Origin of the sequence: Krasilnikovia sp. MM14-A1259, from assembly GCF_047159535.1 — a bacterium.
In the GTDB taxonomy this organism is placed as follows: domain Bacteria; phylum Actinomycetota; class Actinomycetes; order Mycobacteriales; family Micromonosporaceae; genus Actinoplanes.
The window spans coordinates 4775433-4788111 of sequence record NZ_BAAGAJ010000002.1 but is presented as its reverse complement, the minus strand read 5'-3'; the positions used below and the strand labels follow the sequence as shown (position 1 = coordinate 4788111).

Here is a 12679-nt window from a genome sequence, read left to right as displayed (position 1 = left end):
GTGACCCGGCGAGGGTTACAGGTACATGCCGGTGCGATGGTCACCATCGGAGCGCCCGGCAGGCTTGTCGCCCTCGCCGAAGAACCGCTTGCCGCCGAACTCGCCGTGCAGGCGGTCGTCCAGCTCGTCCGCGAGCCCGGTCATCACCTGCACGGCGAGCATCAGATGGGTGGCCTGGAAGTTGCGGCCGAACACCGGGATGGACGCCCACACGGTGTCCTGCGCGCAGTACAGCCGCCCGATCGGCATGCGGTTGGTCAGCTCGGACAGCTTGACGTACAGCTGCTCGGTCGGCTCGACCTCGGTGAGGATCGGGGAGAACACGTCCACCAGCGGCGGGTTGTCGCGAACCCGGACGAACACCATCGCGGACCCGGCCCGGATGCCGATGTCGCCGTCGTTGTCGACCTGCAACTGATCGACGGTGGTCTTCGACATCGTGGCGACGACCGTACGCACCCGCTCCTCCAGCGGGACCACGTCGTCTTCCGCGCCGGCCAGCGCCTCGGTCAGCAGGCCGTCCTCGTCGAGGTCGGACAGGTCCACGGTCTGCCCGACGCTCGGCTCGTGACGGGCGGTGCCCAGCGGCGGGCTGTCGAGCGGTTCGTCCTGCTCGTCGTGCACGAGGTAGACCAGGAACGCGGGGTGCGGGGCGCCGTACACGTCGCGCATCGTGCGGGTCACGACCGTGGCGAGACGGTTCGCGGCGGACAGGTCGGTGCACAGGCCGAACGAGTCGCCGGAACCGGGCAGCACCCCGGGCGGGGACCAGCCGAGCGCGACGAGGTCCGCGACCGCGGACCGGTCCATCCGCAGGCCCTCGGGCAGCGCGGCGTTGCCGACCGCGAGCGCCTCCACCACGCCGCCGTCGAGCAGCCGCAGGCTCACCGAGTAGATGGCTGCCCCGGTGCCGGAGGCCGTGGGGTCCAGCGTGAGGTCGACATGCGCGCCGGGCGACAGGGTGGGCAGCAGGCCGGCGAGCGCACCGGCGAACTCGCGCCACGCCTCGGTCACCTTGGCTCGCAGGTCAGCCGTCGTCGGCTCGTCGAGCAGGACGCCCTCGGGCTGCTCGTGCGCGTCATTCACGGTCATGATCGCCACCTCCGTCCCCGTCACCCTATCGAGCGGCGGGTCCGAGGATCAGGGGGTCGGTGGGTCGGCGACGACGGGCTGCGCGCCGTCGCGGTGCGGCCAGGCAAGTGCCAGGGCCCGGATCCGCGCGGCCACATCGGCCGGATCGGCGCCGCGCCCCACGGCCAGGCCCATCAGGTACGCGGTGACCGGCGCCCCCGGCCGCAGCACCTGGTGGGCGACGTCGCGGGCGACATCGAGCACCGCCGCGGTGTCGACCTCGCCGGGTGCCGTGCCGATCTCGGCGCCGGCGGCGGTCACCCAGGCGTCCAGCTCGTTCATCGTTCTCGCTCTCCGGCCCCGGGCGCCGGGGCGGCAGTGGTGGGGATCGGGGCGGGGTGCCCCGGTGTCTGCGATCGTCTCATCGCGCCCACTGCTCGGCCGCGCGCAGGTCGTCGTCGGTGTCGCAGTCGAACCACGGGGGCGGCCCGGGACGGCGCCACGACACGTCCATGACACTCAGCTCGTCGAGCAGCTCGCGCATGGGGGCGCCGTGCAGGTTGCCGCGCTTGGCGGCCAACCGGTCGAGTGCGTCACGCAACGCGGCCGTACGCCAGACGCCGCACAGCGACTGGCGGCGGCCCTCGGCGTCGCGGTACAGCGCGCCATGCATCGGTGCCGACTCGACGGTCAGCCGCAGCACGTCCACCGCCTCGCCGGTGAGCAGCGGGAGATCCGCGGCGAGCAGGGCGGTGAGCGACACATCCACCGGGACGAGGGCCAGACCCGCGGCCGTGGCCGCGACCGGGCCGCCACCGGGCGGGTTCTCGCGGGTGGAGTCGACATGGACGGGCAGGTCGGAAGGCACGGGGCCGACCACCACGCGCGGGTCCGCGTCGTGCACCGCGGCGAGCACCCGGGTCAGCATGGACTGCCCGGCGACCGTCAATGCCGGCTTGTCCGCACCGTTCATCCGACGCGCCGCACCACCGGCCAGAACCACCGCAGCAAATCCCCCCACGTACGTACCGTATCCCGGCGCGGACATGAGCGTGACCGCACCGGGAAGCCGGTGACATCGACGCGGCATAGGGTCGGGGGCATGGCGCGCACGATGAACCGGCGACCGGTGCTCCGGATCGATCTGGACGCGGCGGGCGAGGCCCGGCACCGGCCGGACGATCTGGCTGCTGAGGAGCCGTTGGAGATCCGGGTCGGGCGTACGCCGCTCGCGGTCACCATGCGCACCCCGGGCCAGGACATCGATCTCGCTCTGGGATTCCTGTTCGCCGAGGGCGTGATCCGGGGTGCCGGTGACGTGGTCACCGCGCAACTGTGCTCCGGGACCGAGACGCCGAACACGTACAACGTGATCGAGGTGGCGCTGGGGGCGGACGTGCCGCCGCCGGTGACGGACCCGAGCCGGAACTTCACCACCACCAGCGCGTGCGGGGTGTGCGGGAAAGCCAGCATCGAGGCGGTGCGGACCCGGTCGCGTTTCGCGGTCGCCGACGACCCGTTCACGGTCCCCGCCGGGGTGCTCGCCGAACTGCCCGGCCGGCTGCGCACCGCGCAGCGCACCTTCGACCGTACCGGCGGGCTGCACGCGGCCGGATTGTTCGCCGCAGACGGCACACTCGTGGTGCTGCGCGAGGACGTGGGACGGCACAACGCCGTGGACAAAGTCGTGGGGTGGGCGCTGCGCGAAAGCCGGCTGCCGCTGCGTGGGCACGTGCTGCTGGTGTCCGGCCGGACCAGTTTCGAGCTGACCCAGAAGGCGTGGATGGCGGGGGTGCCCGTACTGGCCGCGGTCTCGGCGCCGAGCACCCTGGCCGCGGAGCTGGCTGAGGAGGCCGGGATGACACTCGTGGGTTTCCTGCGCGGCCGGTCGATGAATGTGTACGCCGGGGCACACCGCATCACGCGGTGACCCGCGGCCAGCCGGTGACGGCGGCCGGGTCGACGGCGTAGCCGAGGACGTCCTCCAGCAGGCGGGCCATCGGATGGTGCGGGTCGTGCCCGAGCGCCCGGTCGACCGCGACGCGGGCCAGCGCACCCATCCCGGCCCGCCACGCCGCGAAGCTCAGCAGACATGCGGGCGCGAGCAGGAAGGCGGGGTCGACCCGGCGCAGCACGTCCGTCCACATCGTCACCCGCCACCCCTCGACGCCGATCCGCTCCCAGGCGTAGTCACGCACCGGCAGATACATCAGCAGCACCCCGAGCCACGCGGCGTCGTCATCGCTCAGCCGCCGCCCGACCCGGTAGCACCGCTCCGCCGCCCGCACCGCGGTACGGCCGGCGTGCCGGACCAGCCGGGCGAAACCCGCCTCGTGCAGCTCGCGGGCCATCAGGTCGCTCAGCCGTCCCTGAGCGCGGGCGGTCGCGGCGGTCATCGCCGCGCGCTCGGCGCCGGTCGCGGAGGCGACCTGCGCGACGAGGGCGGCCCGGTCCGGCAGCGCCACCTGGCCCGCAAATGTCGCGGCGGCCGCGACCGGACTGTGCGCGGGTGGGCACGGGCGGCCCTCCGGCGGGCAGCAGGCCGGCTCGGTGCACCGGTACGACCAGAACCGGCCGTCCGTGACGCGCAGCTCGTCGTGGACCACGAGCCCCTGGCGGCGCAGCGCCCCGGCGGTGCGCGCCACCGCCGGGGTGACCCGGATGGCGGCGCCGTACCCGATGACCGTGGCGCCGTCGACGCCTTGCCGGGCGATCACCGCGGCGACGTGCTCGGCCTCGGCGCGCACCTCATCCTCCGGGCGGTCGGGCTCGGGCAGGTCGTGGCGGGCGGCGAACGTCACCCGTGGCCCGCACACGGCGACCACGGCGAGGCTGTCGGAGGGGTGGAAGCCGATCAGGAACGGCACGGCCGCGATGAGCTCGGCCGGGGAGCTGACCTTGAGGGTGCACTCGGCTGTCATGCGGGGCAGCGTGGCGCGGACGCGACCCCGCGGGTACGCCGTTCTTTTGGCCTGTGGACGACACGCCGGTTATCCACCGGCACGCAGAGTAATGGTGCAGGTCAGGACCGGAACGACAGCTCGTGCAACTCGACGCTGTCGGGCTGCCACGCCTGGGTGTCCCGGCCCAGGTCCATCGTCAGCTCGATCGCGGAGACGACGTTGTACCCGGCCGCGTGCAGGCTGCGAATGGCCTCGACGTTGCGCGACTCGGGGGAGATGGTCAGCGACTTCATGTTGCGGCGGCGCGCCTCGTCGGCCACGTGGCGCAGCAGCTTGCGGCCCACCCCTTTGTGCCGGTGGGTGGAGGTGACCACGATCGGCTCGACCTCACCGGCCCGGCCGCGGATCACCAGCCCGACCAGGCCGATGACGCCGTCGTCGGCGTGGTCGGCGACCCAGACCCCGCCCAGGTCGAGCCGGGTCAGGTACTCCTCGAACTCCGCTCCGCCGTCGTCGCCCGTGCCGTTCGCCGTGCCGTACATGCGCGTGTGCTGGCGGGTCAGCTCGGACCACAGGCGGCGCGCGGCGCTGTGATCGGTCGGCCGGTACGAACGCACTGCGACAGGGTCCATGCCGACATTTTGGCTCCGAATCGGGCAGCTCGTAACCCGAAGTGGAAGATGAGGGGGTGGATCTGGCGTACCTGCGCGCGCACCCCCAGCATCTCCCGACATTTCTCACCCATCAGCGCATCCGGGAAACGCCGGTGGGCGGCGGCGACGTGTGTCACGCGTCCCGGCTGACCCTGGACGACGGCACGTCACTGTTCGCGAAGTCCTGGCCTGACGGGGCCCCGCCGGAGGGCTTCTTCGCCGCCGAGGCGCACGGGCTGCGCTGGCTCGCCGACGCCGGGGCCGTGCCGGTGCCGGAGGTGCTGGCGGCGCTGCCGGACCTGCTCGCGCTGGAATGGGTGGAACCGGGGGCGGCCAGCGCGGCGGCGGCCGAGCGCCTGGGCCGGGAGCTGGCCGCGCTGCACCGGGCCGGGGCGAGCCGGTTCGGGGCGGCGTGGGCGGGGTTCATCGGCCCGCTGCCACAGGACAATTCGGGTGACCCGGGGCCGTGGTCGCAATGGTTCGGCGAGCACCGGCTGCGCCCGTACCTGAAGATCTCGGCCGATCGCGGTGCGCTGCCGGCGGCGGACGTCGCGGCCGTGGAGAAGATCATTGCCGATCTGCCGGAGTACGGCGGCGACGAGCCGCCGTCCCGGCTGCACGGCGATCTCTGGCCGGGCAATGTGCTGTGGGCCGCCGACGGGCGGGCCTGGCTGGTCGACCCGGCGGCGCACGGCGGGCACCGGGAGACCGACCTTGCGCAGCTCGCGCTGTTCGGCGGGCCGCCGCACCTGGACACCATTCTTTCCGCGTACGCGCAGACCTGGCCGCTCGCCGACGGCTGGCGCGCCCGGGTGCCCGTCCATCAGCTGCACCTGCTGCTCGTGCACACGGCCGCGTTCGGTGGTTCCTATCGCGGGGCCGTACGGGCAGCGGTCGACCGGGCCCGGTCCTGAGCGTCTGTGGGATGGGTCGCCGCGCTGGAGAAAGTGTCGGCGCGACGGGATAGATTCGATCGGTGAGCGAGGGCAGATCCGTGAGCGGCGTCGCCGAGCGGGTCGATGCGGCAGGACAACTCGGCGCGGTCGGAACCGCCGAGGGCCTCCGCGCGCCCGAGCCGACGCAAGCAAGCAGGCCGGCGGAAGTACGAGGTCCGGCGGAATCGGGCGGGCTCGTGGACCGGTTCGGGCGGGTGGCGACCGATCTGCGGGTTTCGCTGACCGATCGGTGCAACCTGCGCTGCACCTACTGCATGCCCGAGGAGGGCCTGGCCTGGCTGCCCCGCCAGCAGCAGCTCACCGATGACGAGGTGCTTCGGCTGGTGCGGATCGCGGTGGACCGCCTCGGGGTGACCGAGGTCCGCTTCACCGGGGGCGAGCCGCTGCTGCGTCCCGGCCTGGTCGGCATCGTGGCCGCCGCGGCCCGGCTGTCTCCCCGGCCGCGTCTGTCCCTCACCACCAACGGGGTTGGTCTGGAGCGGCTCGCTCCCGCCCTGCGCGATGCCGGGCTGGACCGGGTCAACGTCTCGCTCGACACCCTCTCCCCGGAGCGCTTCCGGGAGCTGACGCACCGGGACCGGCATGCGGACGTGCTGGCCGGCCTGCGCGCGGCCGCGACCGCCGGGCTCACCCCCGTGAAGATCAACACCGTGCTCATGCGCGGCGTGAACGACGACGAGGCGCCCGCGCTGCTGCGCTTCGCGCTGGAGCAGGGGTACGAGCTGCGCTTCATCGAGCAGATGCCGCTCGACGGGCAGCACCGATGGGACCGCCACACCATGGTCACGGCGGCGGAGATCCTGGCCTCGCTGGCGCCGTTCGGGCTGGAATCCGACCCGGTTTCACGTGGAACCGCCCCGGCCGAGACCTGGCTGGTGCCCGGCTGGTCCGCGGCGGGCGGCGGTCCCGCCCGCGTCGGCGTGATCGGCAGCGTGACCCGGCCGTTCTGCGGTGACTGCGACCGGACCCGGCTCACTGCGGACGGGCAGATCCGCAACTGCCTCTTCGCCCGCGAGGAGTCCGACCTGCGGGCGCTCCTGCGCGGCGGCGCCGACGACGCGGAGATCGCGCAGGCGTGGCGGGTCGCGATGGCCGGTAAGCGTGCGGGGCACGGCATCGACGATCCGTCGTTCCTGCAGCCGGCCCGGCCGATGTCCGCGATCGGAGGCTGAGCGGTGCTGACCGTGCGGTATTTCGCCGGGGCGCGCGCCGCCGCCGGGGTCAGCACCGAGACCGCCGACGCGGCGTGCCTCGACGACCTCACCTCGCTGCTGACCGCACGGCACGGGGAGCGGCTGGCGGTCGTGCTCAAGGCGGCCAGCTACCTGGTCGACGGGCTGCCGGTCCACGACCGCACGGTGTCCCTGCCGGCCGAGGCGACCGTCGACGTCCTGCCCCCGTTCGCGGGGGGATGACGGTGTTCGTCTTCTTCGCCGTGGTCCTCACGGTCCTCGGGCTGATCCACCTGTATCTGTGGAAGCGCCTCGTCCGTGATCCGCTGCGGCCGGGTCCGGCCCGGTGGATCGGCGGGGGCGTCATCACGCTGCTCGCCGTGCTGGTGCCGGTCACGCTGGTGCTGACCACCGGCGGGCGGTCCCAGCTGCTCGGCTGGGTGGGCTATCTGTGGCTCGCGGTGATGTTCTACCTGCTCGTGACTCTCCTGGTGCTGGAGGTGCCACGGCTGCTGATCGGTCTGCGGATGCGCCGCCGGGCAGCCGCGGACGGGCGGCGGGCGGACGAGCCGGTCACGGCGGCGGCGTCGGTCCCGGTTCCGTCCCAGGACACCGGGACCCATGACGCTCCGGCCCACGACGTTCCCGCTCACGACACCTCAGCCCGGGGGCCCGAAGGACAGGCACCCGAAGGCCGTGCGCGCCAGGGCCGGGAGACCTCGGCGGCGACCGGCCCGGCACCGGCTGCGGCGAGCCCGAACGGCGACGCGGGCACCGGACCTGCCGGGCCGGGCCCCGAGCGAGCCGGGGTCGACCGGCGCCTGCTGCTCGCGCGCGGGGCGGCGATCTTCGCGGGGCTCACCGCCGCGAGCGTCACCGGGTACGGCGTGCGTACCGCGCTCGGGCCGCCGCAGCTCGACCGCGTGCAGATCCCCCTGGCCAAGCTGCCCCGAGCGCTGGACGGCACCCGGTTCGCCGTGGTCTCGGACATCCACCTCGGCCCGCTGAGCGCGTCGCATCACGTCGGCCGCATCGTAGACATGATCAATTCTTTGGACGCGGACGTGGTCTGCATCGTGGGCGACCTGGTCGACGGCAGCGTGGCCGAGCTGGGCCGGTACGCCGAACCCCTGGCCCGGATCCGGTCCCGCCAGGGCGCCTACTTCGTCACCGGCAACCACGAGTACTACCGCCCGGACTACCAGGACTGGGTGGCGGAGGTGGCGCGGCTGGGCGTCCGGCCGTTGCAGAACGAGCGGGTCGCGCTGGGGGCACTCGACCTGGCCGGCGTCAACGACGTGGCGGGGAAGGCGTACGGGCAGGGTCCGGACTTCGGCAAGGCGCTCGGCGGCCGGGACACCTCGCGCCCGGTCGTGCTGCTGGCGCATCAGCCGTCGCAGGTCCGCGAGGCAGCAGAATTCGGCGTCGACCTGCAGTTGTCGGGCCACACCCACGGCGGCCAGATGGTCCCGTTCAACCTGATCGTGGGGCTCAACCAGCCGGTGGTCAGCGGCTACGGCAAGATCGACGGCGTCCCGCTGTACGTGACCAACGGCGCCGGCTTCTGGGGCCCGCCGGTGCGGGTCGGCGCCCCGCCACAGGTGACGCTCGTCGAGTTGCGTACCCCGTGACAGTGAATCCTCTGCGTTGCCCGGCGGTCCGGGCGGCGGCGGTCCAGGATTCTTACCCGGACCGAATGTGTCACTCCGCGCGTGGCGCCGCGCGCGCCGCGGGGCGCCCGTGACAGGATGCGGCGTGCCCTCGTTCAGCGCAGGGTCCTCGGTCACCGCGGACACATACGTCGCGGACCTGCACATTCACTCGAAATACTCGCGAGCCTGCAGCCGTGACCTCACGCTGCCCAACCTCGCATGGTGGGCACACCGCAAGGGCATCGCCGTGCTCGGCACGGGCGACTTCACCCATCCGGCATGGTTCGAGCACCTGCGGGAGAGCCTGGTGCCCGCCGGACCGGGCCTGTTCCGGCTGACCGACGACCTGCGCACCGGCGTCACGCAACGCCTTCCCGGGTCGCTGCGCGACAGCCCCGAGCCGACGTTCATGCTCAGCGTCGAGATCTCGACGATCTACAAGCGGGACGACCGCACCCGCAAGGTGCACCACCTGATCTACGTGCCGGATCTCGACGCGGCGGCCCGGTTGAACACCGCGCTCGGCCGGGTCGGCAACCTGACCGCGGACGGCCGGCCGATCCTGGGCCTGGATTCCCGCGACCTGCTGGAGATCGTGCTGGAGGCCAGTCCGGACGCCTACCTGGTGCCCGCGCACATCTGGACCCCCTGGTTCTCCGCGCTCGGCTCCAAGTCCGGCTTCGACGCCATCGCGGACTGCTACGCCGACCTGGCCGAGCACATCACGGCCGTGGAGACCGGCCTGTCGTCGGACCCGGAGATGAACTGGCGGGTGTCCAGCCTGGACCGCTATCGGCTGGTGTCCAATTCGGACGCACACTCCCCGGCCGCGCTGGCCCGCGAGGCAACCCTGTTCACGGGCACTCCGGACTACTTCGCGATCAAGGACGGCAGCACTCTCGCGGGCACGATCGAGTTCTTCCCGGAGGAAGGCAAGTACCACGCGGACGGCCACCGCGCGTGCGGGGTGAACTGGGAACCGTCCCGCACCCGCACGGCCGGCGGCCGGTGCCCCGAGTGCGCCAAGCCGCTGACCGTCGGCGTGCTGAGCCGGGTCGAGGACCTGGCCGACCGCCCGCCCGGTACGGGTCGCCGGCCGTACCGGGTCGAGCACCTCATCCAGCTGCACGAGATCCTCGGCGAGATCAGCGGCGTCGGCCCGAAATCCAAGACGGTCGAGGCCCAGCTCAACCACCTGGTCGCCACGCTCGGCACGGAGCTGGACATTCTGCGTACGGTGCCGCTCGACGCGATCGGCCAGGCCGGCGGCGAACACCTGCGCGAGGCGATCGACCGGTTGCGCCGCGGCGCGGTCCGCCGGATTCCCGGCTACGACGGCGAGTACGGCGTGATCACCCTGTTCGCGCCGGGGGAGCTGCGCAACCGGGCCAGCGCCCCGCAGACCGAGACGCTGTTCGACGTCCCCGCCCCGGCCGCGGTCCCGCAGCAGCGCCGCTCCGAACCGCAGCTCGGCCGGGTGGCCAAGCCGAAGGTCCGGGAGCCTCGCAAGGCGGTGCCCGCCCCGGCGCCGCCGCTGCCGCCGCCGCCGAGCCCGCACGAGCCGTTCGAGCCGATGCTGGCCGGGATGGAGGAGGTCGGCACCGGGCTGCTGGACCGTCTCGACGCGATGCAGCGGGTGGCCGCCTCGGCGCCGGGCGGCCCGCTGCTGATCGTGGCCGGTCCCGGCACGGGCAAGACCCGCACGTTGACGCACCGGATCGCGTACCTCTGCGCGGAACTGGGTGTGTTCCCGGAGCGCTGCCTCGCGATCACGTTCACCCGGCGGGCCGCCGAGGAGCTTCGGGTCCGGCTCGGCGGGCTGCTCGGCGAGACCGCCGAGGACATCACGGTCGGCACGTTCCACGCCGTGGGGCTGACGATCCTGACCGAGAACGCCAAGGCGGCCGGGCTCGGCCCGGGATGGCGGATCGCGGACGACACGGACCGCGCCGCGGCCCGCGAGCAGGCCGGCGACGACGACGCCGCGTACGTGAAACTGCTGCGCCAGCGCGACCTGGTGGACCTGGACGACCTGCTCACCCTGCCGGTCGCGTTGCTGCGCGACGATCCGGCGCTGGTGGAGAAGTACCGGGACCGGTGGCGCTGGATCTTCGTGGACGAGTACCAGGACGTCGACGAGGTCCAGTACGAGCTGCTGCGCCTGCTCAGCCCCGCCGACGGCAACCTGTGCGCGATCGGCGACCCGGACCAGGCGATCTACTCGTTCCGCGGTGCCGATGTGCGGTACTTCCTGCGCTTCTCGCAGGACTTCACGGACGCCCGGCTGGTCCGGCTGACCCGCAACTACCGCTCGTCCGCGCCGATCCTGGCCGCCGCGGTGCAGGCGATCGCGCCGACGTCGCTGGTGCCCGGGCGGCGGCTCGACCCGGCCCGGCTGGACCCGGAGGCGCCGCTGGTCGGCCGGTACCACGCGGGTTCCGCGGCAGACGAGGCCGACTTCGTGGTGCGGACGATCGACGGGCTCGTGGGTGGGCTGTCGCACCGCTCGCTGGACTCGGGGCGGGTCGACGGGCGGGCGGTCGTGGCGGGCGCGGTCTCGTTCTCGGACATCGCGGTGCTGTACCGCACGGACGCCCAGTCGGTGGCCATTGCGGCGGCGCTGTCGCGCGCGGGGGTGCCCGTACAGAAACGGTCACACAACCGGCTGCGCGACCGGGCCGGGGTGCAGGTGCTCGCCCGCGAGCTGCGCCACGCGGGCGGCCTCGGCGGCTCGCTGGCGGCCCGGGTGAAGCTGACCGCGCAGGTGCTGGCGCAGCGGTTCGCGGCGCCGACCCTGGATGCCGAACAGCTCGCCCCGGACGACATCTGGGCGGCCGCGGATCTGATCACGCCGCTGGCGCAGCGCGTCGGTGACGACCTGACGCGCCTGCTGCAGGAGATCGCCACGGGCGCCGAGGTGGACGCGCTGGACCCGCGCGCCGAAGCGGTGAACCTGCTGACGCTGCACGCGGCGAAGGGCCTGGAGTTCCCGGTCGTGTTCCTCGTCGGCTGCGAGGACGGGCTGCTGCCACTGCGGTGGCCGGGCGCGGCGCCGGACGCCGAGGAGACCGCGGAGGAGCGGCGGCTGTTCTTCGTGGGCCTGACCCGCGCCCAGGACCGCCTGTACGTGACGCATGCGGCGCGCCGGTTCCGGCACGGAAGCGAGCGGGAGCAGGCGCCGACGCCGTTCCTCGACGCGATCGACGCGGGGCTGTTCGAGCGGATGGGGGACACGGTCCCCGCCCGGCCGCGCGACCGCCAGCTCCGCCTGCTGTAGGGCGAGGACTGCGCGCTGGGCGGCAACCGGGACAATCGGCCTATTCGGGCCACGACCACGCCGAGCGGCGCTCCCGTCAGGCCACGACCACGTCGAGTAACGCGCACGTCACGCCAGAACCACGCCGAGCAGCGCGCCGGCCAGCAGGGCCGGGCCCAGTGGCAGCGCGGTGCCGCGCCGGGCCCGCCCGGTGGCCATCAGGACCAGCGCCACCGGACCGTTGATCAAGTGCGGCACCACCAGGCCCGCGGCGGCGACCGGCCAGCCGAGGAAGCCGAGCGGGAAGGCCAGCGCCGCGGCCAGCTTGACGTCGCCGAACCCCAGGCCGTGGCCCGGCAGCAACGCCACCATCAGGTACGCGGCACCCGCGAGCCCCGCCGCGACGGCGGCCCGCCCGAGCCGCCCGGGTTCCCCGCCGAGCAGGGCGAGCAGCACCAGCGGCGGCACGACGACCGCGGCGAGCGCGCCGACGAGCGCGTCGGGCAGCCGCAGGCAGCGCAGGTCCACCACGGCGAGCAGCACGCCGAGCGGTACGGCGAGCAGCAGCACGGGCAGCGTCGGCACCGGTCCCCGGGCGGCGGCGAGCAGCGCCGCAGCCGATGCGCCGACCGCCATAACGGTCCCCGTTGCGGGTCCGGCGTGACAGGCGGGTCCGGCGTCGCCTCCGGGCTGGGCGCCACGGGCGGGTCCGGCGTCGCCGACGGGCTGGGCGTCACGGGTGGGCTGGGCGTCGTGGGCGGGCTCGGCGCCACCAGCGCCGGGGAGCTCGCTGCGGGTACCCGCTCGCCGCGCGGTGCACCCGCACGGGTGACCGGCGTGCGCCCAGCCACGGTGTCCGGTGGGGAAGGGTCGCCCGCAGTCCGCGCAGGCCGTTCGTGGTGAAGCCCCGAACGGCACGGCCAGCCGGTGCGCGATCCGCGGCACGAAAGCGCTGGTGGCGGCCCCGTACCCGGCGGCCAGGATGACTATCGGTAGCGACATGACCGTGGACCGTA

General features: G+C 73.6%; 12 protein-coding genes. 6 read left to right on the top strand and 6 right to left on the bottom strand.

Annotated features, from left to right (window positions below; all coding sequences use genetic code 11):
* Positions 1 to 15 precede the first annotated feature (15 nt).
* The 3 genes from ACMCNK_RS21740 to ACMCNK_RS21730 all read right to left on the bottom strand — a co-directional run bounded on the left by ACMCNK_RS21740 (position 16) and on the right by ACMCNK_RS21730 (position 2044).
* Positions 16 to 1092: a T3SS (YopN, CesT) and YbjN peptide-binding chaperone 1 gene (locus tag ACMCNK_RS21740; protein ID WP_412738223.1), complete on the bottom strand. Its 1077-nt coding sequence runs from the start codon at positions 1090 to 1092 to the stop codon at positions 16 to 18.
* 48 nt (positions 1093 to 1140) lie between these two features.
* Entirely contained in the window at positions 1141 to 1413 is a 273-nt protein-coding gene (locus ACMCNK_RS21735; protein ID WP_412738222.1) for a DUF6457 domain-containing protein, read from the bottom strand.
* Positions 1414 to 1492: 79 nt separating this feature from the next.
* Entirely contained in the window at positions 1493 to 2044 is a 552-nt protein-coding gene (locus tag ACMCNK_RS21730; protein ID WP_412740944.1) for a molybdenum cofactor guanylyltransferase, read from the bottom strand.
* A gap of 129 nt (positions 2045 to 2173) precedes the next feature.
* Between ACMCNK_RS21730 and fdhD the strand changes: the two genes are divergently transcribed.
* Positions 2174 to 3001, top strand: a complete 828-nt coding sequence (gene fdhD / locus ACMCNK_RS21725) for a formate dehydrogenase accessory sulfurtransferase FdhD (protein ID WP_412738221.1) — start codon at positions 2174 to 2176, stop codon at positions 2999 to 3001.
* Here the strand turns inward: fdhD and ACMCNK_RS21720 are convergent.
* Positions 2991 to 3992, bottom strand: coding sequence for a DUF4192 domain-containing protein (locus ACMCNK_RS21720; RefSeq protein WP_412738220.1), 1002 nt, complete (start codon positions 3990 to 3992; stop codon positions 2991 to 2993). The two genes, fdhD and ACMCNK_RS21720, sit on opposite strands and share 11 nt — an antisense overlap.
* A 101-nt stretch (positions 3993 to 4093) precedes the next feature.
* Positions 4094 to 4606: a GNAT family N-acetyltransferase gene (locus ACMCNK_RS21715; RefSeq protein ID WP_412738219.1), complete on the bottom strand. Its 513-nt coding sequence runs from the start codon at positions 4604 to 4606 to the stop codon at positions 4094 to 4096.
* A 56-nt stretch (positions 4607 to 4662) separates the two neighbouring features.
* Between ACMCNK_RS21715 and ACMCNK_RS21710 the strand changes: the two genes are divergently transcribed.
* The 5 genes from ACMCNK_RS21710 to ACMCNK_RS21690 all read left to right on the top strand — a co-directional run bounded on the left by ACMCNK_RS21710 (position 4663) and on the right by ACMCNK_RS21690 (position 11684).
* Positions 4663 to 5541, top strand: a complete 879-nt coding sequence (locus ACMCNK_RS21710) for a fructosamine kinase family protein (RefSeq protein WP_412738218.1) — start codon at positions 4663 to 4665, stop codon at positions 5539 to 5541.
* A 218-nt stretch (positions 5542 to 5759) separates the two neighbouring features.
* Complete coding sequence (gene moaA / locus ACMCNK_RS21705; RefSeq protein ID WP_412740943.1) at positions 5760 to 6755, top strand: GTP 3',8-cyclase MoaA; 996 nt, start codon at positions 5760 to 5762, stop codon at positions 6753 to 6755.
* A 3-nt stretch (positions 6756 to 6758) separates the two neighbouring features.
* Positions 6759 to 6998 carry a MoaD/ThiS family protein gene (locus ACMCNK_RS21700; RefSeq protein ID WP_412738217.1) on the top strand — a complete coding sequence of 80 codons (240 nt, stop codon included), beginning with the start codon at positions 6759 to 6761 and terminating at the stop codon, positions 6996 to 6998.
* Entirely contained in the window at positions 6995 to 8386 is a 1392-nt protein-coding gene (locus ACMCNK_RS21695) for a metallophosphoesterase (protein WP_412738216.1), read from the top strand. Before ACMCNK_RS21700 ends, ACMCNK_RS21695 begins: the two co-directional genes overlap by 4 nt.
* A gap of 124 nt (positions 8387 to 8510) precedes the next feature.
* Positions 8511 to 11684, top strand: a complete 3174-nt coding sequence (locus tag ACMCNK_RS21690) for a UvrD-helicase domain-containing protein (RefSeq protein WP_412738215.1) — start codon at positions 8511 to 8513, stop codon at positions 11682 to 11684.
* A gap of 108 nt (positions 11685 to 11792) precedes the next feature.
* Here ACMCNK_RS21690 and ACMCNK_RS21685 read toward each other — a convergent pair whose 3' ends face one another.
* On the bottom strand, positions 11793 to 12665 hold the full coding sequence (locus ACMCNK_RS21685; RefSeq protein ID WP_412738214.1) for a hypothetical protein: 873 nt from the start codon (positions 12663 to 12665) through the stop codon (positions 11793 to 11795).
* Positions 12666 to 12679 lie beyond the last annotated feature (14 nt).

Excerpts from the sequence above, each read along its gene's own strand:
- ACMCNK_RS21740 (WP_412738223.1), bottom strand. The coding sequence starts at position 1,092 with ATGACCGTGAATGACGCGCACGAGCAGCCCGAGGGCGTCCTGCTCGAC.
- ACMCNK_RS21735 (WP_412738222.1), bottom strand. The coding sequence starts at position 1,413 with ATGAACGAGCTGGACGCCTGGGTGACCGCCGCCGGCGCCGAGATCGGC.
- ACMCNK_RS21730 (WP_412740944.1), bottom strand. The coding sequence starts at position 2,044 with ATGAACGGTGCGGACAAGCCGGCATTGACGGTCGCCGGGCAGTCCATG.
- fdhD (WP_412738221.1), top strand. The coding sequence starts at position 2,174 with ATGGCGCGCACGATGAACCGGCGACCGGTGCTCCGGATCGATCTGGAC.
- ACMCNK_RS21720 (WP_412738220.1), bottom strand. The coding sequence starts at position 3,992 with ATGACAGCCGAGTGCACCCTCAAGGTCAGCTCCCCGGCCGAGCTCATC.
- ACMCNK_RS21715 (WP_412738219.1), bottom strand. The coding sequence starts at position 4,606 with ATGGACCCTGTCGCAGTGCGTTCGTACCGGCCGACCGATCACAGCGCC.
- ACMCNK_RS21695 (WP_412738216.1), top strand. The coding sequence starts at position 6,995 with ATGACGGTGTTCGTCTTCTTCGCCGTGGTCCTCACGGTCCTCGGGCTG.
- ACMCNK_RS21685 (WP_412738214.1), bottom strand. The coding sequence starts at position 12,665 with ATGTCGCTACCGATAGTCATCCTGGCCGCCGGGTACGGGGCCGCCACC.